Source organism: Streptomyces racemochromogenes (assembly GCF_039535215.1).
GTDB classification, from domain to species: domain Bacteria; phylum Actinomycetota; class Actinomycetes; order Streptomycetales; family Streptomycetaceae; genus Streptomyces; species Streptomyces racemochromogenes.
Genome location: NZ_BAAAWT010000001.1, coordinates 2,970,100 through 2,993,660 on the forward strand (window position 1 = coordinate 2,970,100; position 23,561 = coordinate 2,993,660).

General features: G+C 73.3%; 26 protein-coding genes. 8 read left to right on the plus strand and 18 right to left on the minus strand.

The genetic code is table 11. The features are described from left to right. Positions 1–124: 124 nt before the first annotated feature. Complete coding sequence (locus ABD973_RS13580) at positions 125–640, minus strand: allene oxide cyclase barrel-like domain-containing protein (RefSeq protein ID WP_345500184.1); 516 nt, start codon at positions 638–640, stop codon at positions 125–127. Between the two features lie 207 nt (positions 641–847). On the opposite strand from ABD973_RS13580, the gene ABD973_RS13585 reads away from it, so the two are divergent. Beyond that, the gene (locus ABD973_RS13585; protein WP_125822021.1) at positions 848–1,441 is read left to right on the plus strand and encodes a TetR/AcrR family transcriptional regulator; all 594 of its coding nucleotides are present in this window, start codon (positions 848–850) and stop codon (positions 1,439–1,441) included. Continuing rightward, positions 1,438–2,289, plus strand: a complete 852-nt coding sequence (locus ABD973_RS13590; RefSeq protein ID WP_345500185.1) for an alpha/beta fold hydrolase — start codon at positions 1,438–1,440, stop codon at positions 2,287–2,289. Before ABD973_RS13585 ends, ABD973_RS13590 begins: the two co-directional genes overlap by 4 nt. Here ABD973_RS13590 and ABD973_RS13595 read toward each other — a convergent pair. After that, on the minus strand, positions 2,243–2,782 hold the full coding sequence (locus tag ABD973_RS13595) for a GNAT family N-acetyltransferase (RefSeq protein ID WP_345500186.1): 540 nt from the start codon (positions 2,780–2,782) through the stop codon (positions 2,243–2,245). The genes ABD973_RS13590 and ABD973_RS13595 overlap by 47 nt on opposite strands. A 58-nt stretch (positions 2,783–2,840) precedes the next feature. On the opposite strand from ABD973_RS13595, the gene ABD973_RS13600 reads away from it, so the two are divergent. The 6 genes from ABD973_RS13600 (at position 2,841) to ABD973_RS13625 (ending at position 9,421) form a co-directional block, all read left to right on the plus strand. After that, positions 2,841–3,374, plus strand: a complete 534-nt coding sequence (locus ABD973_RS13600; RefSeq protein ID WP_125822018.1) for an NUDIX hydrolase — start codon at positions 2,841–2,843, stop codon at positions 3,372–3,374. 75 nt (positions 3,375–3,449) lie between these two features. Continuing rightward, a complete protein-coding gene (locus tag ABD973_RS13605) occupies positions 3,450–4,037 on the plus strand; it encodes a pyridoxamine 5'-phosphate oxidase family protein (RefSeq protein ID WP_125602350.1) in 588 nt (195 codons plus the stop codon). 285 nt (positions 4,038–4,322) lie between these two features. Then, the gene (locus ABD973_RS13610) at positions 4,323–7,280 is read left to right on the plus strand and encodes an alpha/beta hydrolase (protein ID WP_125822017.1); all 2,958 of its coding nucleotides are present in this window, start codon (positions 4,323–4,325) and stop codon (positions 7,278–7,280) included. A 121-nt stretch (positions 7,281–7,401) separates the two neighbouring features. Then, positions 7,402–7,593 (plus strand): hypothetical protein, encoded by a 192-nt coding sequence (locus ABD973_RS13615; protein WP_125602356.1) that lies wholly within the window; start codon positions 7,402–7,404, stop codon positions 7,591–7,593. 123 nt (positions 7,594–7,716) lie between these two features. Next, entirely contained in the window at positions 7,717–8,481 is a 765-nt protein-coding gene (locus tag ABD973_RS13620; protein ID WP_241253331.1) for a 2OG-Fe(II)-dependent halogenase WelO5 family protein, read from the plus strand. Between the two features lie 100 nt (positions 8,482–8,581). Continuing rightward, positions 8,582–9,421, plus strand: a complete 840-nt coding sequence (locus ABD973_RS13625) for a PhzF family phenazine biosynthesis protein (RefSeq protein ID WP_125602362.1) — start codon at positions 8,582–8,584, stop codon at positions 9,419–9,421. Positions 9,422–9,636: 215 nt separating this feature from the next. On the opposite strand, the gene ABD973_RS13630 is transcribed toward ABD973_RS13625, so the two are convergent. The 16 genes from ABD973_RS13630 to ABD973_RS13705 all read right to left on the minus strand — a co-directional run bounded on the left by ABD973_RS13630 (position 9,637) and on the right by ABD973_RS13705 (position 23,527). Beyond that, complete coding sequence (locus ABD973_RS13630) at positions 9,637–10,119, minus strand: RidA family protein (protein ID WP_125602365.1); 483 nt, start codon at positions 10,117–10,119, stop codon at positions 9,637–9,639. A 124-nt stretch (positions 10,120–10,243) separates the two neighbouring features. Beyond that, entirely contained in the window at positions 10,244–10,831 is a 588-nt protein-coding gene (locus ABD973_RS13635) for a hypothetical protein (RefSeq protein ID WP_345500187.1), read from the minus strand. 26 nt (positions 10,832–10,857) lie between these two features. Beyond that, a complete protein-coding gene (locus ABD973_RS13640; protein ID WP_125602370.1) occupies positions 10,858–11,118 on the minus strand; it encodes a hypothetical protein in 261 nt (86 codons plus the stop codon). Between the two features lie 17 nt (positions 11,119–11,135). Beyond that, entirely contained in the window at positions 11,136–13,670 is a 2,535-nt protein-coding gene (lanKC, locus tag ABD973_RS13645) for a class III lanthionine synthetase LanKC (protein WP_125822014.1), read from the minus strand. 60 nt (positions 13,671–13,730) lie between these two features. Beyond that, complete coding sequence (mpaP, locus tag ABD973_RS13650) at positions 13,731–15,428, minus strand: daptide biosynthesis intramembrane metalloprotease (RefSeq protein ID WP_345500188.1); 1,698 nt, start codon at positions 15,426–15,428, stop codon at positions 13,731–13,733. Positions 15,429–15,435: 7 nt separating this feature from the next. Then, positions 15,436–16,185, minus strand: coding sequence for an ABC transporter permease (locus ABD973_RS13655; protein WP_125822013.1), 750 nt, complete (start codon positions 16,183–16,185; stop codon positions 15,436–15,438). After that, the gene (locus ABD973_RS13660) at positions 16,178–16,930 is read right to left on the minus strand and encodes an ABC transporter ATP-binding protein (protein WP_042801454.1); all 753 of its coding nucleotides are present in this window, start codon (positions 16,928–16,930) and stop codon (positions 16,178–16,180) included. The genes ABD973_RS13655 and ABD973_RS13660 overlap by 8 nt, the downstream gene beginning before the upstream one ends. Further along, the gene (locus tag ABD973_RS13665) at positions 16,927–17,121 is read right to left on the minus strand and encodes a hypothetical protein (protein ID WP_042801453.1); all 195 of its coding nucleotides are present in this window, start codon (positions 17,119–17,121) and stop codon (positions 16,927–16,929) included. Before ABD973_RS13665 ends, ABD973_RS13660 begins: the two co-directional genes overlap by 4 nt. 167 nt (positions 17,122–17,288) lie before the next feature. After that, entirely contained in the window at positions 17,289–17,444 is a 156-nt protein-coding gene (locus tag ABD973_RS13670) for a daptide-type RiPP (RefSeq protein ID WP_164720929.1), read from the minus strand. A 71-nt stretch (positions 17,445–17,515) separates the two neighbouring features. Then, positions 17,516–17,692, minus strand: a complete 177-nt coding sequence (locus ABD973_RS13675; protein ID WP_164720928.1) for a daptide-type RiPP — start codon at positions 17,690–17,692, stop codon at positions 17,516–17,518. 72 nt (positions 17,693–17,764) lie between these two features. Then, on the minus strand, positions 17,765–17,941 hold the full coding sequence (locus ABD973_RS13680) for a daptide-type RiPP (RefSeq protein ID WP_164720927.1): 177 nt from the start codon (positions 17,939–17,941) through the stop codon (positions 17,765–17,767). A gap of 112 nt (positions 17,942–18,053) precedes the next feature. Then, positions 18,054–19,238, minus strand: a complete 1,185-nt coding sequence (gene mpaC, locus ABD973_RS13685; protein ID WP_345500189.1) for a daptide-type RiPP biosynthesis dehydogenase — start codon at positions 19,236–19,238, stop codon at positions 18,054–18,056. After that, a complete protein-coding gene (mpaD, locus tag ABD973_RS13690) occupies positions 19,235–20,539 on the minus strand; it encodes a daptide-type RiPP biosynthesis aminotransferase (RefSeq protein WP_345500190.1) in 1,305 nt (434 codons plus the stop codon). The genes mpaC and mpaD overlap by 4 nt, the downstream gene beginning before the upstream one ends. Beyond that, a complete protein-coding gene (gene mpaM / locus ABD973_RS13695; RefSeq protein WP_345500191.1) occupies positions 20,536–21,399 on the minus strand; it encodes a daptide-type RiPP biosynthesis methyltransferase in 864 nt (287 codons plus the stop codon). Before mpaM ends, mpaD begins: the two co-directional genes overlap by 4 nt. Positions 21,400–21,404: 5 nt before the next feature. Further along, a complete protein-coding gene (mpaB, locus tag ABD973_RS13700; protein ID WP_345500192.1) occupies positions 21,405–22,430 on the minus strand; it encodes a daptide biosynthesis RiPP recognition protein in 1,026 nt (341 codons plus the stop codon). A 137-nt stretch (positions 22,431–22,567) separates the two neighbouring features. Continuing rightward, complete coding sequence (locus ABD973_RS13705) at positions 22,568–23,527, minus strand: LLM class flavin-dependent oxidoreductase (RefSeq protein ID WP_125822009.1); 960 nt, start codon at positions 23,525–23,527, stop codon at positions 22,568–22,570. Between the last annotated feature and the right edge of the window lie 34 nt (positions 23,528–23,561).

A 23,561-nucleotide genomic window follows, 5' to 3' on the forward strand; every position in this document is an offset into this window, starting at 1 on the left:
GTCTCAGGGTGGGTTCGAAGGGCCCGGCCCGCCGGGTATCCGGGCCCCTCAGATGCCCGCGATGGGGGCGCGACTGCCTGCACGAAAGGTCGATCAGAGCGCCCCGCGGAGCCGGGTTCCGGGGTCAGGCGAGGTGGATCGTGAAGCGCCTCACGACCGTGGGGGTCGTGGGGGGCGTGGAGATCGTTGTGGAGTGGACCCAGCCGCGCGCCTTCGCGTACTTCCCGGTGCCGCCGGTGATCGCGCTGTCGAAGGGGCCCTGGTCGAGGTAGTTGAAGTACACCCCCTGCGTGGTGAGCTGGCCGCCCGGGAGGATGTACGTGACGAGGCACTGCTCCGCTTCGTCGGCGCCGCCCCGGGTGGTGACGCAGCTGCCGTGGGTCTCGCCGATCTGGTTGTGCTCCTTGTCGAAGAGGAGCGAGCGGACGACGACTTGATCGCCCTGCTTGGGGCTGCCGGGGGTTTCGGGGAGGACGGGGAAGCGGGTCAGCTGCTGCACCTCGGCCGTGACCGTGATGGTCCGGCCCTTGTCACCGGCCTGGGCGGAACCGGTGTCCGTCGCGGCGGCCGCGACGGGGGTGCAGGTGAGGAGGGTGACCAGCGTGGCCGTGCCGAGGCAGGCCGCTCTGATGGGGCGCATCGTGCGACTCCTGAGGTTGAGGTTCGGGAATGGCCGGATAGCGAACTTCCATCCGATTTGGCTCGATTCCCTTCATAGCCCGCCTCCGCCGCGCCGCAGAGCGCCCAGGCGCGACCCACCGGCATGTCCAGCCGGTCGGACCAAAACGGGTTGCAGCCCTAGGGGTCCTAGGCCTAGCCTAGGACCCCTAGGAACAGGAGTATGTGCATGGTGCGGGCCGGACTGACAACAGAACGGGTTACGGTCGCGGGCGCCGAGTTGGCGGACGAGGTCGGGTTCGAGCGGGTGACCATGGCGCACGTGGCCCGGCGGCTCGGCGTGAGGGACGCGAGTCTCTACACGCACGTGCGCGGCCTGGAGGATCTGCGCGGGCGGATCGCGCTGCTGGCGGCGGACGAGAAGACGCTCCGCATCGCGGAGGCGACCGCCGGGCACTCGGGCAAGGGCGCCCTGTTCGCGTTCGCCGACGCGTGGCGGGCGTACGCTCACGAGCACCCCGGGCGCTACATGGCGACGCAGACCTCGATCGCCATCGATCCCGAGCTGGTCGCGAAGGCGTCCGGGCCCCGGCGCGCGGTCGAGCTGACGTACAGCATGCTGCGCGGCTACGGGCTGGCCGAGCCCGACCTGACCGATGCGGTCCGGCTGCTGCGCAGCACGTTCCACGGCTTCGTCTCCCTGGAGGCCTCGGGCGGTTTCGGGCACGCGCGGCCGGCCCAGGACTCCTGGGTCCGCGCCCTCGATGCCCTGCACACCCTCCTGGAGCACTGGCCCCCGTCCCGAGAAGGAGACCCCTCATGACCGGCCTGCGGGTGAACGGCGCGACCCTGCACTACGAGGTGCGGGGCGATGGTCCGCTCCTGTTGCTGATACCGGGAGGAACCGGTGGCGCGGCCTCCCTGGCCGGGATCGCCGATGATCTGGCCGGCGAGTACACCGTCGCGACCTACGACCCGCGCGGCATGGCCCGGAGCACGCTGGACGATGCCGGGGCCGAGCAGCGGGTGGCCGAGCACGCCGACGACGCGTTCCGGGTGCTGGAGCTGCTGTCGCCCGGCGCGCCCGCGCGGGTGTTCGGCGCCAGCTCGGGCGCGATCACCGCGCTGCACCTGCTCACCGCCCGTCCCGAACGCGTCGAACGCCTCGTGGCGCACGAGCCGCCCGTGGTGGAGGTCCTGCCGGACGCCGCCGAACACCGGGTGTTCCTCGCGCGCGTGCAGGAGGTCTTCCGGGCCCAGGGGCTCATGCCGGCGGTGGCGTTGTTCGCCGCCGGCCTGAGGGGGGACGGGCCGAGGGAGGACGGGCCGAGGGAGGAGGTCACGGTGCCGGCTGAGCGTGTCGAGCAGACGATGGCCGGTCTGCCGTACTTCCTCGGGCGCATCGTGCCCGGCTTCATGTCGTACGTCCCGGACGTGCAGCGGCTGGGGGTCCTGGCGGACCGGCTCGTGCTCGCCGGCGGACGGGATTCGCGCGGGGAGCTGCCCTACCGTGCGGCTTCCTTCCTGGCCGAGCGGCTCGGCACGGAGCTCCTGCGCTTTCCCGGCGGGCACATCGGCACGACCACGCATCCCGCCGAGTTCGCCGGGGCGCTGCGCAAGGCCCTCAGTGCGCCTTCGGGTTCCAGTCCTTGGCCAGGAGGCCGAGGATGACCTCGTCCAGGTACTCGCCCAGCACCCAGGCCGAGGAGCGCAGGACGCCCTCGCGGACGAAGCCGTTGCCCTCCGCCGCGCGCAGCATCGCCGTGTTGTCGGCCAGCGTCTCGATCTGCATGCGGTGGAAGCCGCGCACGACGAAGCCGTAGTGGCAGAGGGCGGCGACGACGTCCTTGCCGTAGCCCTTGCCGCGTGCGGTCGGCAGCAGGCCCAGGCCGATGTGTGCGCACCGGTTGTGGGTGTCGATGCCCCAGACCGTCGCGGTGCCGACGAGCGAGCCGCCCTCCAGTTCCACCACGGAGAACTGGACGCTGGTGTCCCTCGTGTCGTCCACGACGAGCCGGGGGTCCTTCGAGCCGGGCGTGATCGGCTTCCACGGCCCGGCTTCGGAGCGCGAGCCGTTGACGACGTCGTCGTACAGCTCGGTCCGCAGGACGGGTATGTCGTCCTCGTGCCGGGCCCTGAGCCCGACCTTGGCACCTCTCAGCATGTGAGCTTCCTACCGGGCCGGGCTGACCGGCGGCAACCGAATAAGCGATGCTTGAGGCATGCAGTGGAAGATCCACGGAGAGCGTCCGATCTACGAGAACCAGTGGCTCGACCTCTGGTTCGCGGACGTGGAGACTCCTGACGGGAGCCGTTTCGAGCACCACGTGGTCAAGTTGAAGAACCTGGCCGTGGCGGCCGTGGTCAACGACCGGCGCGAGGTGCTGATGATGTGGCGCCACCGCTTCATCACCGACACCTGGGCCTGGGAGCTCCCGATGGGCCTGATCGAGCCGGGCGAGACGCCGGCCGAGGCAGCCGCCCGCGAGGTCCTCGAGGAGACGGGCTGGCGGCCGGGGCCGGTCAGGCCGCTCGTCTACGCGGAGCCGGCGGCCGGCATCACCGACTCCCGGCACCACCTGTTCCGTGCGGACGGCGCCACGTACGTGGGACCGCCGACCGAGAAGAACGAGTCCGACCGCGTCGAGTGGATCCCCCTGACGGAGATCCGGGGGATGATCGACCGCCGCGAGATCGTCAGCAGCGGCTGCCTGGTCCCCCTCCTCTACGTCCTCATGGACGAGGGCATCCGCTGACCGGCCCGGTCAGCCTCCGGTGCGGGCGGGAGCCGACCTCCGGGTGAGGGCCCGCCACCCGGATAATCCTCGGCCATGGGAAAGACTTACGAACGCATCGACGGCCGCCTGCGCGCCTTCATAGAGCAGCAGCCCGTCTTCTTCACCGCCACCGCCCCCCTCTCCGGCGACGGCACGGTCAACCTCTCCCCCAAGGGCCTCAAGGGCTCCTTCGCCGTGCTCGACGAACAGCGCGTCGCCTACCTCGACTTCGCCGGCAGCACCGCCGAGACCGTCGCGCACCTGCGGGAGAACGGCCGGATCACGGTGATGTGGTGCGCCTTCCAGGGGCCGCCCAACATCGTCCGGGTGCACGGGCGCGGGGAGCCCGTCTTCCGCGACGATCCGCGTTTCAAGGAGCTCCTCTCCCACTTCCCGGACATCGACCCGACCCAGCACGGCCTGAGGGCGATCATCGTCGTGACGGCCGAGCTCGTCCGGGACTCCTGCGGGTACGGGGTGCCGTTCATGTCGTACGACGAGGACCGCGACCTGCACGGCCGTCGTTTCGCGCGCGAGGACGACGCCTCGCTGAGCGCGTACTTCGCGAAGAAGGAGCACATCGCGCAGAGCATCGACGGCCTGCCGGGACTGCCGCTCCCCCTCCCGCCGGGCGACTTCTGAGGATCCCGCTCCGGCCGCCCCGCCACCCTCACGCGCCCACGCGCCCCACGCGCCCCAGCCGTGCCGGGCGCCCCCCTTCGGGGCGCTCGCGCCGGCGGGGTTCGCGCTCGGCGCGCCCCCGCGCGCGACCGGCGCGCCTGTCGCGCGCCGGGTGGAAGGGTGTCTGGTTATGGCTCCCGCGGTCGCCACGCGTGCATCATTGACGCGGGTAGTTCTTCATCCGATTTTTCGTCTGCGACCGAAATCCTTCTGCTTCAACCCACATTCTGGCTGCGGAGGTTCGCGATGGCGGTACGGACACGCGTCCACCTCGTGCTGGTGCACGGCCTGTTCTCCTCAGCCAAGGTGTGGACGGCCTTCCACGCCCTCCTCACCACCGACCCCGAACTGGCCGACTGGGTCAGCGTCCACCTCTTCGAGTACGACTCCCCGCTCGTGCGCCTGCGCCCCGACCGGCGGGTCGCGGAGACCGACGACGTCGCCGACCTGCTCGGCACCTTCCTGGAGACCGAGCTCGCCGAGGCCGAGCGGATCGTGCTCGTCACCCACAGCCAGGGCGGACTGGTCGTGCAGCGGTTCCTCGCACGGAAGTTGTGGGTCGGCGAGGGGCGGGAGCTGTCACGGATCAAGCACTTCACGATGTTCGCCTGCCCCAACACCGGGTCCGGGTTCTTCCTCACCGTCCGCAGCTGGCTCAAGATCTGGAACAACCCCCAGGAGAAGCAGCTGCGCCCCTTCGACCGGGCCGTGACCGAAGCGCAGCGCACCGTCCTCAGTGCCGTGGTGCACGGGCGGGCGTACGGGGACCAGGAGTGTCCGATTCCGGTGCGCGCGTACGGGGGTTCCGCCGACGAGATCGTGCCACCCGTCGTCGCGCGCGGGGTGTTCCCCAAGGGCGGGGTGGTCACCGCCGACCACTTCTCCATCGTGCAGCCGGCCGACCGCTCCGCCGCCCCCTACCAGGCGGTCCGCGCCGCGCTGCGGGAGGCGGCGCAGGCGCCGGCGGAGGGGCCGCCGGACGGGGACGCGGACGGGGGCGGGCTGCGTGCGCCGCGTTCCGCCGCAGAGGCGGCCGGGCGGCCGTCGCTGCCGCCGCCCGCCGCCGGGGAGCTGGACCTGGCGCCGTTCCCGCCGCCGCCGTACGGGACGCTGGAGGAGGGCAAGCTGAAGGGGCAGGAGCGGCTGAGCCTGGTCGCGTCGCTGCTGTCGGAGCAGGCCCGCCAGCGGGTGCACGTGATCACCGGGCTGGGCGGGTCGGGCAAGACCCGGCTGGCGCTGGAGGTCGCCGACCGGGCGCAGCGGGCCGGGCGGCGGGTGTGGTGGGTGTCGATGCCGGAGCTGAGCCTGCGGATGCGGATGATCGCCCGGGACCTGGGGGCCCCGTCGATCACGGTGGACCGGGCGTGGCTGCTGGGGACGGCGATGGACCTGGTGTGGACGCTGCTGAACGGGTGTCCGGACCCGTGGGTGCTGATCTTCGTCAACGCCGACGACCCGGAGCGGCTCGGCCCCCGCGACGGCCCGGTCGCCGACGGGACCGGCTGGCTGCGCCGCCCGCAGAACGCGAACGGGACGGTGCTGGTCACCAGCCGGGTGCGCCGCCAGCAGACGTGGGGCGAGGGCGCCGCCCTGCACGACGTGGGACCGCTCGGCGAGGACGACGGGGCGTCGATGCTGCTGGAGCGGACGGGGGGCCTGGGCGGTACGAACGAGCAGGCGCGCCGGCTGTCGCGGCAGCTGGGCGGGCTGCCGCTGGCCCTGCGGCACGCCGCCGACGTGATCAGGGCGGTCAACGACAGCCACATCTCCCTGGACAGTGACATCCGGGACTTCGAGACCTTCGGCCGGGCGGTCGCGGCGCGGGTGGACTCCGCGCCGGGGCGGGCGGGCCCGGACCTGGGCGAGCTGCTGGGCCGGGAGAGCGTGGAGAAGGTCTGCGGGATAGCGATGGACCTGCTGAGCAGCCAGGGGCGGGCGGAGGCGGCGAGCCTGCTGAAGGTGTTCGCCTGCCTGAGCGTCGCGCCGGTCCCCTACCGGTGCCTGCTGGGCGATTCGCCGCTGTCGCAGTCCCCGCTGTTCCCGGGGATCACGCCGGCGCGCACGCACGCGGCGCTCGCGGGTCTGGAGGAGTTCGGGCTGGTGGACTTCTACGAGCGCGAGGGCGTCGCCGAGCGGGACCTGGCGCACGTGCTGACCCTGCACCCGGTGGTGCACGGGATGCTGCGCGAGGACCCGGGGGTGCGGGACCGGCCGGCGGACTACTACGGGCTGGCGGTGCGGATGGTGCTGCGGGCGACCCTCCACCGCAACCCCGACCATCCGGCTAACTGGCCGCTGTGGGCGGCGCTGGCCCCGCACGCGCTGGAGGTGTCCCGGGCGTGCCTGCTGGGTGAGCTGAAGCTGTCGGACCGTACGGTGCGGACGGAGGCGCTGGAGCTGGCGCGGCTGACGGCCCGCTACCTGATCGCGACGGGGCTGCTGGGGCCGGCGTACGACCTGGTGCTGCCGATGGTGGACCGCTGCGCCTCGTTCGGCTTCGACATCGACGACCGGGAGGTCCTGGGGCTGCGGCACGAGCAGGGCCGGATCCATCTGGACCGGGAGGAGCTGTCCGAGGCGGAGGAGGTGCTGTCGCGGGTGGTGCTGGCGCGGACCCGGATCCTGGGCGAGAACCACGCGGACACGCTGGCCAGCCGGCACAAGCTGGCGCGCGCGATCAACGAGCAGCAGGGGCGGGAGGCGGAGGCCGAGGAGATGCTGCGCTCGATCGTGGAGGCGGAGAACGAGGTGCGCGGCCGGGAGCACTACGACACGCTGGTGGTGCGCCACACGCTGGCCCGGACGATGCGCGCGCTGGGCCGGCACGCGGAGGCCGAGGCGGAGGCGTGGCAGATCCTGGACATCAGCCGGCGCAACCACTGGCCGCCGTCGACGCCGGAGATCCTGCGGGTGCGGGAGACGCTGACGCACGCGCTGCTGGACCAGGGGCGGGCGTCGGAGGCGGAGCAGGTGATCCGGGAGGCCCTGCGGGACGCGGCGCAGCCGCCGGACTCCAACATGGTGATGCGGTTCCGCTACACGTTCGTCCTGGTGCTGCTGGGGATCGTGGGGCGTACCCCCGAAGCGGTGAACGAGCTGACGGCGCTGGTGCGCGACCTCACCCGGGTGGTGGCTCCGGAGCATCCGCTGTTGGTGCAGGCCAGGGCGCTTCTGCAGAAACTTCTGCGGGAACTGCCCGGGTGAAATCCCCTTCTTTTCATATCAGTTGGGCGGAACTCGCTCGGCTGAGGCGAGCTTGCGCGTAGCCTGACGTTGCCTCACCCTGTGTGACGCGTCCCACACCGAAACGCGCGGAGGTCCGCCGATGGCTGCTGTCCCGACCGATACGAACGACGACCAGTCCCTCAGATGGGGCGCTCCGGGCAGTGACCTGGAGCAGATGCAGGCGGAGGTCGGCCGGCGGATCGCGATGGAAGCGCTGGAGGCCGGGCGGCAGGCACTGGAGCTCGACGCGAAGACGGCGTTCCGCGCGACCAGCGGGACGCATCCCGGATAGGCGCCATTGGTTTCTGTTGTCTTTCCGACGCCGGGGGGCGATCGAATGACGTCAGGGCAATCCTCAGGGCGAACCACTCAGAGTGCGTTACCGGCTCCACCGCACGATCCCTTCTTCCGCGCCGTGACCGCGCCGGCGTTCACCCACGAGCTGCTCGCCGGGCTGGCCGCCGGGCGGTACGCGGCGGTCCGGGTCCCCTCCTTCCTGCCGCGCGAGCGGTGTGACGAGGTGCTCGGTGCGCTGCGGCAGCAGGTGTTCGACTCGTACGGGAAGGCCCGCGTCGATCCGCCGGTGATGCGGTTCGGGGTGGGCGTCAGCGACCACATGGCGGACGGCGGGGTCGCCGACACATACTGGAAGGCACTGCAGGGGCACCACGAGTCCTGGCAGGGGCTGGGGCTGTCGTTCGATCCGTTCCGCACCTGCCGGGAGGCGCTGGCCGTGGCCTGGCCGGGCGGGGTGGCGGTGGGCCGCAGGGGCGGCGTGGAGATGGGCGACGGGGTGGCCCGGGAGCCGAACCAGGGGTTCCAGGTCCATTTCGACGACGCGCTGCGCGAGTACGAAGGAGACCTGCTCGACGAACCGCTGATCGGGCAGTTCGCGTTCAACCTGTACCTGAGCGTGCCGCCGGAGGGTGGTGAGACGGTGCTGTGGAGGCACCGCTGGCAACCCGAAGACGAGGCGCACCGGCTGTCGGCCCGGTACGGGTTCGACGAGTCGGTGGTGGCGGGTGCGGAGTCGATCGAGCTGGCTCCGGAGGTCGGCGAGGCGCTGCTGATCGATCCCCGGTTCTTCCACGCGGTCCGGCCCAGTCACGGGGACCGCAGGATCGCGCTGGGGTTCGCGGTGGGGATCGGCACGTCCGGGCGGCTGCTCACCTGGGCGTGACGGACCCGCGGTGCGGGCCCGCCGCCGTCCCGGTAAGCGTCAACTCCCGTACGGGGAAACGCTTTTGACGACCGGTGACCGGGCCCGCTAGGTTCGGGTGATGGATCTCTTGCGCTACGTGGCCTTCAGCACCGACCCGCTGGGCGGGAACCCGGCGGGTGTGGTGCTGGACGCCACCGGCATCGACGAGGCGACGATGGCCGCGGTCGCGGCGGACGTCGGCTACTCGGAAACGGCGTTCGCCGTGCCCCGCCAGGACGGGGCGCTGGACATCCGGTACTTCAGCCCGCGGACGGAGGTGCCGTTCTGCGGGCACGCCACGATCGCGACGGCCGTGGCGTACGCGCAGCGGCACGGCGTCGGCGACCTGCTGCTGCACACGCAGGCGGGGCCGGTGCCGGTGACGACGTCGGCCGGCCCGGACGGCGGCGTCGTCGCGACGCTGGTGAGCGTGGAGCCGCGTACGGAGCCCCTGGCGGACGCCGATCTGGCGGAGCTGCTGGCGGCGCTGCGCTGGTCGGCGGAGGACCTCGATCCGGAGCTGCCGCCGCGGGCCGCGTACGCGGGGGCCTGGCATCCGGTGATCGCGGCGGCGAGCCGGGAGCGGCTCGCCGACCTGGACTACGACATGCCGGCGCTGAGCGGGCTGATGGCGCGCCGCGGCTGGACGACGATCACCCTGGTCCAGCGGGAGTCGGCGGACGTCTTCCACGCCCGCAACCCGTTCCCGCCCGGCGGGGTGGTCGAGGACCCGGCGACGGGTGCGGCCGCGGCGGCGTTCGGCGGGTACCTGCGGAGCCTGGGGCTGGTCGAACTGCCGGCCGTACTGACCGTCCACCAGGGTGTCGACATGGGCCGCCCGAGCCTGATCACGGTCGGGGTCCCGGCGGACCCGTCGGCCGGCATCGAGGTGACGGGCACGGCGGTCCCGATCGGCTAGGCCGTGTCTTTCGGATCTTGCCGGTTAAGCCCGCGTCTCCCCCAGCTACCGCTGGGAGGGGCCCCCAGGTGCCGTGCATCGGCGCGTTGGCGGGGCGCCCTTGTACTGGACGTACTCGGGTGCTCCGCCAACGCGGCGAGGTGCGGCACCGGGCGGCGCGGGTCTGGGGGCACCTCCCAGCGGTAGCTGGGGGAGCAAGATCCGGAAGACACGGCCTAGAGGCGGTCGGCCGTATGGGGGGCGACCTCCAGGACGACTTCGATCTCCACGGGGGCGTCCAGGGGGAGGATGTCCATCCCGACGGCGCTGCGGGCGTGGCGGCCCGCTTCGCCGAAGACCTCCACCAGGAGTTCGCTCGCCCCGTCGACCACTCCCGCCTGGCGGGTGAAGCCGGGCGCGGAGGAGACGTAGCCGACGACCTTCACCACCCGCACCACGGACTCCAGCGGGGCCACCGAGTCGGCGGCGGCCAGGGCCGCCAACGCGCACTGGCGGCTCAGTTCCCTGGCCCGTTCCGGGGAGACCTCGGCGCCGACCTTCCCGGTCAGGGTCAGCTCCCCGGCCGTCAGCGGGATCTGGCCGGCGACGAAGACGTGGATGCCGCTGCGGACGGCGGGTACGTAGGCCCCCTTGGGGGTGCTCACCTCCGGCAGCCGTAATCCGAGCTCGGCTAGCCTTTCGCGGACGTCAACGCTCATGGCACCCCCTGGTGACCTCGGCCCGACTCGGCGTCCTGCCTCGACGGCTCGCACCATCGTCCCACCGGACGCGGCCCGTTGGGGCGGGCTCCGCCCTTGTGGCCCCGGAGCGGGCGGCGATCTGCTACCAGTCCAGCCGGTCCAGCGGGCGGCCGTCGGGGGCGATGCGCAGGTCGTGGTGGCCGTGGTCGAGGTCGATGATGCGGACGTGGTCCGGGTCGGGCCAGTACGCCTCCAGTACGCCCTTGGTGAAGTCGAACTCCGGGTCGGGCCGGTACGCGCCGACCGGCCACCGGCGGGCCGTCGGGAAGGTCCCGGCGTCGACGTGGATCCGCCAGACCGGGTCGGTCAGCGCCGAGGTCTGCTCCACCACCAGCCGCCGGGCCGACCCGTCGGGTGCGGGGACGTCCCACTCCAGCAGGGGCTGCGGATCGGTGACCACCCCGTACGCGGGGACGGCGAGCCCCGCCAGGACCACCGCCAGGGCCAGCCCCGCCCCGGCCGCCCGGCGCAGCCGCGGGCGGCGCGAACGCAGCAGGGCGGCCCCCGCGAGCGCGAGGACCGCCAGGCCGCACAGCGCCAGGGGGTGGTCCAGGTCGGCCGCGAGGGCCGGGCCGCCGGGGTGTGCGTACAGCGGGGCGGCGACCGCGGTGGTGGCGGCGGCCCCGGCGAGGGCCACCAGCCCCCACGCGGCGGCTCTGGGCGTGTTCATGACCCCGCACCCTAGCCGCGGGCGGCTCACGCCGGCCGGTTGGCCCAGCTCCAGCCGCGCAGGCCGGGGGCGGCGAGGGCGCCGGCGAAGGCCGCGTGCGCCGCCTCCTCGGTGGTGCCGGGCGGCGGGGTCAGCCGCAGGGACACCGTCCCGCCGGGGAACTCGGGCGCGTAGCCCCAGTCCGCCGGAAGTAACGAGATCAGCCGCACGGCCGCCAGCTCCGGGGCGCCGCCCTCGGGGCCGCGGCCGTCCGGGGCGACGACGAAGTGGTACGTGGTGCCGCGCATCGGGGCCTCCTGGCAGGTCATCGGGGGCCCGGCGCGAGGAACGGCAGACCGGGGCCAGCATCGCCCAGCGCGGCCTCCACCGCGAGGAGCACACCGGCCGAACCCGTGGCGAGGTCGGCGGACAGGCGCAGGGTGTGGTCGCCGAAGAAGGCCAGGTGGCCGTCGCAGCGCACCGCGTGCCAGCCGAGGGCGTCCAGGTGCCGCCGGACCGCCCGGTCGGTGGCGGCGGAGCCGTCGTGGAGGTGGCGCAGGGCGAGCAGGGCGCCGGCCCGGCCGTGGAAGAGCCCGGCGTTGAGCATGAAGGACGGGCCGGCCTGCTCGCGCAGCGCTTCCCGGGCCCGGGCGAACTCCGGGTCGGGCAGCAGCCGCGCCGCCTCGTGGAGCACCATGGCGAGGCCGGCGCCGCCGAAGGCCAGGAAGGGCACCTTCCAGGCGGCGTCCTCGGAGCCCGCCGGGTCGGCGTCCTCGGACCAGCCCGCCTCCGCGAGGTCGTGGCGCAGCAACTCGGCCGCGACGTGGAGGTACTTGGGACCGCCGGTGGCTTCGTGCAGCCGGAGCATCAGCAGGGCCCCGCCGGCCGCGCCGCGCAGCAGCCCGGGCCGGGGCCGGCCGGCCGTCCCGCCCGGGGCCTGGTCGGCGATGAGCGCGGCGATCCGGGCGGCCTCGTCGGTGTCACCGAAGTGGAGGTGGGTCAGGCCGATGCCGGCGAGGCCCCCGAAGAGGCTGTGGTCGGCGTCCTCCAGCGGGGCCCGGCGGACCCGGTCCAGGACGGCGGCGGCCTCGTCGGCGCGGCCGAGCCGGTCCAGGGCGTAGGCGACGCCGCTGAGCCCGTCGTACAGACCGGGGCCCATGTCCGCGGCGCGGGCGGTGGCGTCCGTCAGCCAGGCCAGGTGCTCGTCGGCGGGGGCGTGCCCCAGCTCGGCGAGCGTCCACAGCACGCCGGCCGCGCCGTAGGCGAGGGTGGCTCCGCCGCCGGGTACGCAGAACTGCTCGACGTCGCCGGGGAAGAGCCGGTCCTCGCGCTGCGGGGTGGCGCTGGCCAGCAGGTCCTCGGCGAGGGCGGTGCGCAGCGCGGGCCAGTCGGCGGCGGTGGGGGCGGTCCACAGGGGTGCGGGGCCGGGGTCGGGGAGCTGTCCGGGGTGCGGGTCGGGGCCGAGGTCGGCGTGGACCTGCCCGGCGAAGCCGTCGGGGACCGGGAAGTGCTCGGTGACCAGGCCGATCAGCTGGTCGACCTTGGCGCGGGACCAGGTGGCCATGACCGTCAGCGGCAGGAAGACGCCGATCCGGATGCAGCCGAGGGCGTACCGGTCGACGGCGGTGCCCGTGTAGCCGGCGGGGGCGCGGAAGCCGGGGGCGCCGATGGCCTGCGCGGACTCGTCCTCGACGGGGGTGGCGGTCTCCAGGTCGATGAAGGAGATCGTGTCGTCGGGCCGGACCAGGATGTTGTTGGGGTGCAGGTCGCCGAAGACGACGCCCTTGGCGTGCATGGCCTCGACGCCCCGCTCGACCTGGTCGACGATCTTCAGGGCCCAGTCGGCGTACGCGTCGTACGCGCCTTCGGTGCGGTCGTCGTTGACGAGCGGGTTGCGGCTGAGGAGCTCGCGGGCGAGGGGCTTGCCGTCGACGTACGCGCGGGCCAGGAACCAGTGTTCGTTGCCCTTGCGGTAGTCGACGACCGGCGGGATGCAGTCGAGTCCGGCGAGCTTGTCCAGGGCCCAGTGCTCGTGCTGGAGGCGGGTCACGGCGTCGGCGCCGTCCTCGTCGAGGCCGGCCAGCGGGCGGGCCTCCTTCAGCAGGACGGTGCCGCCGTCGCGGGTGTCGGTGGCCTGGTAGACGCCGCCGCCGTTGGAGAAGTGCAGGGCCTTGGTGGCGCGGAACGGGAAGTCCTGGAGGGTGGCGGCGTTGCGGGCGGCGAGGGCCTCGCCGAGGAAGGCGGGCAGTTCGACCCAGGACGGCGGCCGGAAGGACGGGCCGCGCACGTCGGGGACCAGCCGGCCCTCGGGGTCCTCGATGCAGTGCACGAGCTCGCCGGTCTCGGAGCGGCCGAGCCGGGAGACGAAGCCGCCGTAGCGGACGTAGAGCGGGCCGGAGCGCCAGCGCAGGTCGCTGAGGATGGTGGGGCCGGCCTCCCCGTCAAGGAGGTCGCCGAGTCCGCGCAGGATCCGCTCCAGCTGCGCCTCGTCGCCGGGGTAGATGGTGAAGAACTTGCCGCTGCTGCCGCGGTCGCCGTACTTGCTGTTGCGCATCTTGAGGATGCCGGCGCTGCGGATGAACTTGAAGGTGACGCGTTCGGCGACGCAGAAGTCCCAGACGAGGTCGAGGACGCGGTCGGCGTTCTCCAGGGTGGCCGACACGTGGATCTTCCAGCCCTGGCCGGGGAGGACGGTGCCGGGCGGGGTCATCAGCAGCCAGTGGGTGTTGTCGTTGCGCGTCCAGCCCTCGGGGAGGGGGCCGGTCACCGCCGGGAAGACGCTGGCGTCGGCGGCGGCGGTGGCCGGTACGTCGTAGAACGGATTGCCGGGCTGGCAGTAGTTCATGTAGCGGAGGTCCATGGTGCACTCCGTTCGTGACAGGAGGGACGGGAAGGGCGGGAGGTAAGGAAAAGGGGAGGCTTACCGGCGCCAGAGCGGGGCGACGTACTTCACGTACAGCCACTCCCCCAGCGGGAGTTCGCCCAGGTCGACCCGGGCGGCTCCGACGGGGTCGGCGGGGGACCGGCCGACGGTCAGCGGGAGGCTGACGACGGGCATGCGCACCGGGGTGGCGGCGACGGGGAAGAAGGCCGACATGGGTGCGGTGGTCTCGGTGCGGGCCGTCGCGGCGACGTTCGCTGCGCCGGTCTCCTCGCGGGTCATCAGTCCGGCCCGGTAGAAGCGGACGTCGGAGCCGGGGCGGACGGCGGACAGGTCGGCGGTGTCCGGCAGGACCAGCTCGACGCGGCCGCCGTCGTGGGCGACGTATCCGGCGGCGACGGTGTACGGCGCCTTGACGAGGACCAGCGCGGCCCCGGCGGCCCCGGTGAGGAGCACGGCCGCGGCGATGACCCGCCACAGCGGGGCGCCGGCGGCGCGGCCCTCGGTGGTGAGCTTGGCGAAGCCGAGGCCGAGGCGGTAGACGAGGTAGCAGACGACCATCAGGACGGTGCTGGTGCCGACGGCTCCGAGCCGCTGGAGCAGGTCCGACCAGAGGGTCAGGGCGCCGGCGATGACGTAGAGGGGGAAGGCCATGCAGGCCAGTCCGAAGGCGACCGCCCAGCGTCGGCCTGCCAGTTCCCGTGCGTAGCCTCGGCCGCCGAAGAGGATCCGGGCGAGGAAGCGGCGGGCGTCGGTCATGGCCCGGTCGCGCAGGTGCGGGACGTCGAGGTGGCTCATCAGGGCGATGTAGCCGTCGAGCTTCACGAAGGGCAGCAGGTTGACGACGCCGCTGGTGTAGGTGGCGACGGCGAAGACGAGGACGGCGTCGCGCAGGTCCGAGGGGCCCAGGAACAGGGCGCTCAGGGCGGCGGCCCCGGCGATCACGGTCTGCGTGGCGATGCCGGCGAGGGCGACGCGGACGCGCTGTTCCTTGCGGGAGAGCCGCCAGCCGTCGGAGACGTCGCAGAAGAACGCGGGCGACATGTAGAAGAGCATGAAGCCCATCCGGCTGGGCCGGCCGCCGTAGTACGTGAGGACCGCGCCGTGGCCGACCTCGTGGACGGCGGTGGTGGCCAGGACTCCGGCCATCACGCCGAAGTAGGCGTAGAAGGGGAGCGGCCTGCCGAGCGCGGCGTCGACCTCGGGGGTGAGCAGGGCGAGGGCGAGGATCCCGCCGAGGACGAACAGGGCGGCGACGGCGGCCGAGGTGCGTCCGGCGAGGAGGCGGATCACGGGGGCGAGGCGGGCGAGGACCCGCTCGGGGTGCAGCACCGTGAACTGGAGGGTCATCGGCGGCACGAAGCGGAACCAGGTGCTTCGGCGTTCGGCGGGCTTGCCGTCGTCGAGGACCTTGGAGTCGGCGAGCTTGTGCACGGCGGTGCCGACGTGCTGCGCGGTCCACGGCGGGCCGAGGACCTCGGCGAGGCCGTCGTGGTCGAGGGTGCCGTCCATGGCCCGGACCAGGCGCGCCATGTCGGGCTGGAGGCGGAAGTGCTGGTGGTTGCCGCGCTGGAGGACCCAGGGGGCGCCGCTCTCGATGGGCTCGTGGATCTCCACGTTGGCGGCGATGCGGGGGCGTTCCAGGAGGGCGGGGTCCCAGCCGTCCGCGGCGGAGGCGGCCGGCTGGGGGGCGGCCGGGGCGGGGGCCGCCTTCCGGATGAGCGTCTTGGTGGACATGTCGGGATCACCCTTGGATGACGTCGCGGGAGAGCAGCAGCTGCCGGGCGGCGGTCCCGGCGGCGGCGAGCCAGCCGGCGAGGACCAGGAGCGCGAGCGGTACGGAGAGCAGCTCGGGCTTGCCGTCGAGGTAGACGGAGCTCATCGCGATGGTGGGCAGGTAGGCGGCGGCCTTCGGGGCGAGTTCCTGCAGGCCCGGCTCGACGAGGAGGGTGAGGGCGATGACGGTGAGGACGGTGGCGAGCTGGTTGCGCAGGATCCAGCCGAGGAGCGCGCCCCAGGGGGCGGCGATCACGTTGACGGTGACGACGCCGAGGACGATGCGGGTGGTGTGGCCGGTCCAGTCGCCGTCGTAGCCGAAGTGGCCGGGGAGGGTGAACGCGCACAGCACGGCGAGGGCGGCGGCGAGCAGGCCGCCCAGGAGTCCGGCGGCGGTGGCGACGAGGGCCTTGGCGGACAGCAGCCGCAGCCGGCCGCCGCTGAGGAGGACCGAGCGGGCGATGGCGCCGGTGTTGTACTCGCGGGTGACGAGGATGGCGCCGAACACGGCGGACATCAGGAAGGTCATCATCCACGCCTGGGCCATGTCGTCGGTGACGGCGGCGGCGGTGGACGTGCCCAGCGCGATGGCCTCGTCGCCCGTGGAGGCGTACCCGAAGCAGGTGAGGAGGGACATGAAGGTCCCTGCGGTGGCGAGGATCAGCCAGGTGCGGCCGGTCCAGGCCTTCATCCACTCGCCGGCGAGGACGTTACGCATGGGTCAGCCTTTCGGTGCGCGCGGCGGTCTCGGCGTCCCCGTCCACCAGCGAGAAGAAACGGTCTTCGAGGCGCTGGGCGCCGTCGGAGGTGAGCTCGGCGAGGGAGCCGGCGAAGCGCAGGGTGCGCTGGATGACGACGACGTCGTCGACGGTCTGCTCGACCTCGGCGAGGAGGTGGCTGGAGACCAGGACGGTGCGGCCTTCGGCGGCCAGGGCGCGCAGGGTGTCGCGCAGCCAGCGGATGCCGTCGGGGTCGAGGCCGTTGGCGGGCTCGTCCAGGACGAGGAGTTCGGGGTCGGCGAGCAGGGCGGTGGCGAGGGCCAGGCGCTGCTTCATGCCGGTGGAGTAGCCCTTGGCGGGGCGGTCGGCGGCGTCGGTGAGGCCGACGCGGTCGAGGACCTCGTCGACGCGGGCGCGGGAGACGCCGAGGGTGCGGGCCCAGATCCGCAGGTCGCGGCGGCCGGAGGCGCCGGGGGTGGGGCCGATGCCGTCCATGCAGACGCCGACGCGGCGGGCGGCGTCGGGGAGTTCGGTGTAGGGGTGGCCGAAGACGGTGGCGGTGCCGGAGGTGGGGCGGACCAGGCCGAGGAGCATGCGCAGGGAGGTGGACTTGCCGGCGCCGTTGCGGCCGAGCAGTCCGGTCACCCGGCCGGGGCGGACCTCGAAGGTCACGTCCTGCACGGCGGTGAACGGGCCGAACTCCTTGGTGAGGCCCGAGGCGCGGACGACGCCGGCGGCGCTCATCGCTTGCCCGCGGCGACGTTGGCGCCGACCTTGGCGGCGCAGGCGACGAGACCGAGGCCGATGACGCTCATGACGGCGACGAGTGCGGCTCCGGTCAGCTGTGCGTTGGCGACGGCCAGTGCCAGCGCGAGCAGCGCGGCGGTCGTCCCCAGCTGTCCGTTCGTCCCCTTGCGGGGGTTCTCCTTCGGCATGTTGGCTCCCTCTTCCTTCCGCTCTGTGCGTGTGGTGCGTGTGGTGCGTGAGGGGGTGCGGGGGCCCGCGGCGGTGGCGGCTGCCACCGCCACGGGACCAAGTCACCCTGAGGGACCGGGAGTCCGGTCCGCTGTGATCTCGGCGGCCGCGCGGGCCGCCGGGGGGATCAGGTGGCGAGCGTGGCGCTCGCGACGGCGATGCCGCTGATGACGACGCCCTGCTTGAAGCCGGACCAGAAGCCCGGGGCCTCCATGGCTTCCAGCTCCTGCATGCCGAGCTCCAGGTTCTCGGTGGCGATGTCCTGCTTCACGATGTCCTGCATGGGGTTCTCCTGTTTCCGTGGGTGTTTCTCTGGTGGGTGGAAGGCGTACCGCCGTGCGCGGTACGGGCTTCTCAGGTGGCGATGATGGCCGCGGAGGCGACGTACGAGCCGTAGCCCGCCGCGGAGGCGACGACGACACCGGCGCTGACGCCGATACCGGTCCACCAGCCCGGGGCCTCCATGGCCTCCAGCTCCTGCATGCCGAGCTCCAGGGCGGGGAAGGCGTCGGTCGCGAGGTTGTCCTGCATGGGTCGTTCTCCTTTTCCGTGGGTGTTTCTCTGGTGGGTGGAAGGCGTACCGCCGTGCGCGGTACGGGCTTCTCAGGTGGCGATGATGGCCGCGGAGGCGACGTACGAGCCGTAGCCCGCCGCGGAGGCGACGACCACGCCGGCGCTGACGCCGATACCGGTCCACCAGCCCGGGGCCTCCATGGCCTCCAGCTCCTGCATGCCGAGCTCCAGGGCGGGGAAGGCGTCGATCGCGAGGTTGTCCTGCATGGGTCGTTCTCCTTTTCCGTGTGGGTCGATCAGGGCGTGCTCTGTGCGTGGGACGTGTGATCCCGTCCGCTCCTCGCGGCGGTGTGCTCGCGGGTGCGGAAGTCTTGGTGGTTCAGGCCGCGGCGGCGTCGGCCAGCAGGCCGTACACGTCGTCGGTGCGCAGGCCGCCGAGCATCGGCAGTCCGGCGCCCCAGGCGCGGACGGTGCGGTGCGCGATCTCGGCGAGCCGGTCGGGGCCCGCGTCGATGCCGCGGTGGATCCCCCAGGAGTCGGTGAGGGCTTCGATGCCCGCCGCCGGGTCCGCGGGGAGGTTCTCGGGGTCGGTGGCCCGCAGCCGGGACCACAGGCGGTGCAGCCGGCCGGCGGAGCCGAGCCGTGCCTCGCCGGCGGAGATCGCCCGCCACAGGTGCGGCAGGATCGCCGCGACCGCGGTCATCTTGCGCACTCCGAGGGCGGAGGACAGCTCGTTGGCGATGAGCCAGCCCTTGACCGCGTACAGGTCGCGGCCGAGGTGGGCCCATTCGGCGTGGCTGAGGCCGCTGAGCTTGGCGATCTCCAGCCGCAGCCGGTCGTCGGTGGGGCGGCCGGCGCGGCGCGCGGCGCGCACCTCGTGTCCCAGCAGCACCAGCCGTTCGGCGATGGTCTCCACCAGGGCGTCCTCGGTGGGCAGGTCCCCGTGGTCGCCGACGTACGGGCTGACCACGCGGTGGAGTGCTTCGAGGACTCCTTCGGCGACGAGTTCGTCGTCGAGGGTGGCGGTGGCGACCGGGTCGAGGACGGCTGCCCTGGGCCGCAGTGCGGTGCCCATCACCAGCCGTTTGCCGTGGCCGGGGTAGCCGAGGCAGGCGACTCCGCTGGACTCGGTGCCGGTGCCGACCGTGGTGGGTACGGCGACCAGCGGGAGTCCGCGCCGGGTGGTGTGGCCGAGGACCAGGAGTCCGCTGCGCTGCGGCACCGTGAGGCGGGCGTACGCGTCGGGGTTGGTCCGGATCAGGGCGGCCAGCTTGGCCTGGTCGAGGAGGGAGCCGCCGCCGATGCCGACGAGCAGTTCGGCGTCCGCGACCCGGCCGGCGAGCGCGGCGACGGAGTCCAGGTCGCCGGGGCCGGACAGTTCCAGCACCGTGGTCTCGTAGCGGTCCCCGGCGAGCAGGGCCCGTACCCGGCCGGTGACCGGGGCGGTGGCGACCGTGGCGTCCACGAGGACGGTGATCCGCCGCTCGGGGCGTCCGGTGAACCAGGCGCCCAGGCTGTCGCAGCCGATCAGCTGCTGTGCCGGGGCGTGCCAGCCGGCGCTCACGCCAGGGCCTCGGCCGCCGGGGCGGCGGTCCGCGCCAGGTGGAGGTCGAGTCCGGCGGTGACGGCGGCGAGGAGTTCGGTGAGTTCGGCGTCGGTGTAGGTGAGGGCGGGGAAGAGCTGGATGCCGTTCACCCCGGGGTGGACGATGGCGCCGGCGTCGCGGATGGCCCGGACCAGGGCGTGGACCTGGTCCTGCGGGAAGGGGGTGCCGTCCGGGTCGCACAGCCGGACCGAGCGGAAGCAGCCGAGGCCGGTGGTGGCGGCGATCCGGGGGTGGTGGGCGACGAGTGCGCCGAGTTCGGTGTCGAGGCGCTGCGCCAGGCGCCGGCCGAGGGCGACCGCGTCGAGGCGGCGCATCTCGTCGAGGGTGGCGGTGATGGTGGCGCAGGTGACGGGGGTGCCGGCCTGGGTCTCGCCGTGGGTGAGCATGGCGCCGGCGTCGGTGAAGGCCCGTGCCACCTGGCGGGAGGCGATGACGACGGCGGCGGCGCTGGTGCCGTTGGTGAGTCCCTTGGAGGAGACGAGCAGGTCGGGCTGTTCGGCCCACTGCTGGGAGGCGAAGAGGCTGCCGGTGCGGCCGAAGCCGGTGGCGACCTCGTCGGCGACCAGCAGGAATCCGTGTTCGCGGCGCAGCCGCAGCAGTTCGGCGAGGTACTCCTCGGTGAGGGGTACGGCTCCGCTGCCGAGGACGGGTTCGACGACGACGGCGGCGATCTGGGCGCCCTGGCGGGCCATGAGCGCGTTCAGCTCGGCCGGGTCGTTGGGGGCGACGTGGCGGACGAACCGCTGGTCGACGCCGTACAGCTGCTGGCCGAGGTCGTCGCCGGTGAGGGCGAAGCTGCCGAAGGTCAGGCCGTGGTAGCTGCCGCGCAGGCCGACGACGACCTTGCGGCGGGGTTCGTCGCGCAGGGCGTGGTAGTGCCGGGCGACCTTCATGACGAGGTCGTTGGCGGCGCCGCCGGAGGTGGAGAACAGCACCCGGCCGTAGTGGGCGGGGCCGGCCGCTTCGACGAGGGCCTCGGCGGCGCGGCGGGCGTGGGTGTTCTCGTAGCGGAAGACGGAGAGGTACGAGGCTTCGCGGAGGGCTTCGGCGGCGGCCGCGGCGATGGCCTCGTTGCCGTAGCCGATGTTGGTGTTCCACAGGCCGCTGGAGCCGTCGAGGAGTTCACGGCCGTCGGCGAAGCGGACGCGTACGCCGTGCGCGGAGACGGCGCAGGTGTCGTCGCGGCCCTGGTCCTGGGGGGCGGTCAGGGACGGCCACAGCGGGTGGTGGCCGGGCGGCGTGGTGGTGGTGTCGTTCACGGGGTCACCTCCGTTTCGAGGAGTACGTCGTGGTGGCGCTCGCCGACGGCGGGCAGCGGGTGGCGGGAGCGGACGGAGAACCCGGCGGCGGCCAGTTCGGCCTCCAGGAGTTCGGCGGGCAGGACGCCGATGGTGGTGGTGCACACCTGGACGGGGCCTTCGTCGCCGGGTGCGCCGGGGCCGGCGGGGAAGAGGGTGACGGTGCGGCTGCCGGAGTCGGGCGTCCAGTGTTCGAAGAGGCGGTAGGCGCGTCCGCTGTCGGTCACGATCTCCATGTCGACCTCGGCGGGGCCCTCACCGGTGGCGGCCATGTCGACCGTCGAGAGCAGGAACCGGCCGCCGGGCTCCAGGTGTTCGCGGACGGCCCGGTAGAGGCCGGTGCGGCCCTCGGCGTCGAGCAGGGAGATGGTGGTGGTGCCCAGCACGATCGCGCCGAAGCGGCGGCCGAGGTCAAAGGCGCTCATGTCGGCCCGGACGGGCAGGCAGCGTGCGCGCAGTGCGGGCGGGGCGGCGGCGAGGCGCTGGTCGAGCAGCTCCAGCATGTAGGAGGAGAGTTCGAGGGCGGTGACCTGGCGGCCCAGGGCGAGCAGGGGCAGGGTGAGGCGTCCGGAGCCGGCGGCCAGGTCGAGGACGTCGCCGGGGATGCGGCGGACGAGGGCGAGCAGCTCGCGCACCTCGTGGGTGCCGGTGCCGGCGAGGTCGTGGTAGACGGTCGCGCCGACGGCGTCGTACAGGTCGCACAGGACGGCCCGGTCGCCGAGGGAGGCGAGGAGCTCGCCGGCGCGTCCGGGGACGTCGGCGGGGGTGGGGACGCGGTGGCCCGCGTCGGACATCGGCTTGGTGATCGTCATCGTCGTCATGGCGGTCAGTGCCCCGCCGTCACGAGCCGGGCGGACCGCAGGGTGACCCCGGCGTCCTCGAAGTAGGCGGCGACCTGCTCCAGGGCCGCCCGGTCGGCGTAGGAGGCGCCCGCCTCCACCGAACCGGCGACGAGGAGCACCTCGGCGAGGCCGGCGGCGACCGGGTCGAGGCCGAAGGTGCGCCCGCTCGCCGGGTCGTGGACGAAGGCGTCCTCGCCCGACCACAGCAGCAGCGGCAGCCGTGCGTCGGTGGTGTCCGCGGCGGCGTCGGCGGGGACGGAGGCCGCGGCGGCGTTCAGCCGGCCGCCGAACCCGGAGACCCGTACGTCGGCGGCCAGGCCGCGGGCCCGCAGGTCGCGGACGGCGGAGACGGCGGCGAGGTAGCGGGCCAGCCAGGGGCGTTCCGCGGCCGGTCCGCCGTCGGTGCCGGCGGCGGCGTCGAGGAGCCAGCGGGTGTCGAGCTGCTCCAGGGTGTCCTCGCCCAGGACGCCGAGCCGGGCGCCGCCGGGGGCGGTGGACAGGACGCCGTCCTGGTCGGCGTAGAGGCGGCAGCGGGGGCCGTCGCCGGCCGGGCCCGCGCCGAGTGCGGGCAGGTCGGCGAGCTGGATGACGGGGTTGGTGAGGAAGTCGGGGAAGGCGCCGGTCTGCCGGGCCTGGTCGGCGTCGGCGAGGTAGGCGTCGAGGTCCATGTCGTCGGCGACGCGGATCAGCGTCGGACCGACCACGGACATGTAGGCGCTGACGCCGTAGTTCTGGATCTGGAGGTAGAAGTCCGTGCCGAGGGCGCATTCCAGGCCGGGTTCGCTCAGCGAACCCTCGTAGCCGGCGACGACGGGGCCGTCCGGAACTCCCGCGTCCGGGGTGTGGCCGGGGGCGAACACCACCGAGTGCGGTCCTACGAGGTCGGAGCCGAGCAGCGTGGAAAGGTGGTCCGGATTCTCCAGGACGACCGTCGCGGAGCCCGTCGCGGAAAGCTCCGCCCCCGGCTTTCCGGTACCCCAGAGCATCAGATGCCGTTTGATTCCCGCCATGACTCCCCCTTCAAGGAATGCGAAGCAATGTGAAGCGATGTGCAGTGGTGTGAAGCGATGTGCAGTGGTGTGAAGTGATTCGGGGCACGCCGGGCCGGGGCCCGGCCGTGCTGCGGCCGGACCCGGAGATTCCGGGGTCAGGCCAGGGCGGACAGAATCGTCCTGAGTTCTTCGGAGGCCGCCTGCGGGCCGTAGCAATTGGCCACGCCGGTGACGTTCAGGACGACTTCGTCGACGCCCGCCTCCTCGTACTCCTTCAGCTGGGCGAGGAGTTCCGTGGTGTCGCCGCTGAGGAATCCGCGCCCTTCGACGAGGGCGCGCGCGTCCAGCTCCCGGTCCGTGCCGGTGATGCCGATCCCGGACTTGCGCAGCATGTCGACGTAGTGCGGCAGTCCCAGGTGCGCGGAGTTGCTGGCCAGCGCGATCTCGCCGGCCGTGCGGTCCTTCCTGGCGAGCGCCAGCGGCACCATCGCCGTCAGCCTGGGCACCGGCCGGCCGGCCTTGGCCGCGCCCTCGCGCAGCGCCGGCAGGACGGTGTCCCGCAGGTAGGCGGCCGGGGTCAGCCAGGTGATCGCCACGTCGGCGACCTCTCCGGCGAGCCGGGCCATGGCGGGCCGCAGCACGCCCAGGCCGATCTCCACCGGAGCGGAGGGGAAGGGCGCGAGCTGCGCGTCACAGGTGACGTAGTCGCCGTCGATCGTGACGTGTTCCCCGGCCAGCAGGCCGCGCACGGCCGTCAGGTACTCGCGGGCCGCGGTCAGGGGACTGCGGTACGGGGCCCCGCGCAGGGCCTGCTGGAGGGAGGGCGCCCCGGGGCCGAAGCCGGCGGTGACCGGCTGCCCGGTGGCCAGGGCCAGCGAGCGGGCCTGGAGGGCGGCCTCGTAGGGGTGGCGCAGCGGCATGAGCGTGACGCCCAGGCCGGTGGGGACCCGGAAGCCGGCTCCCGCGGCGTGGACGAACCCGTGGTGGGGTTCGACCATCAGGGACTGTCCCTGCCAGAGCCGGTGCGCCCGGGTCCAGTGGACGAGGCCGGCGTAGGGGAGGATCTGTTCGGGCCGGGTCGGCAGGAACGGTATGAGTACCGAGTGGGTGGTCATGGTGTGGCTCCCTTCTTCCTTCCTCGTCTTCTGT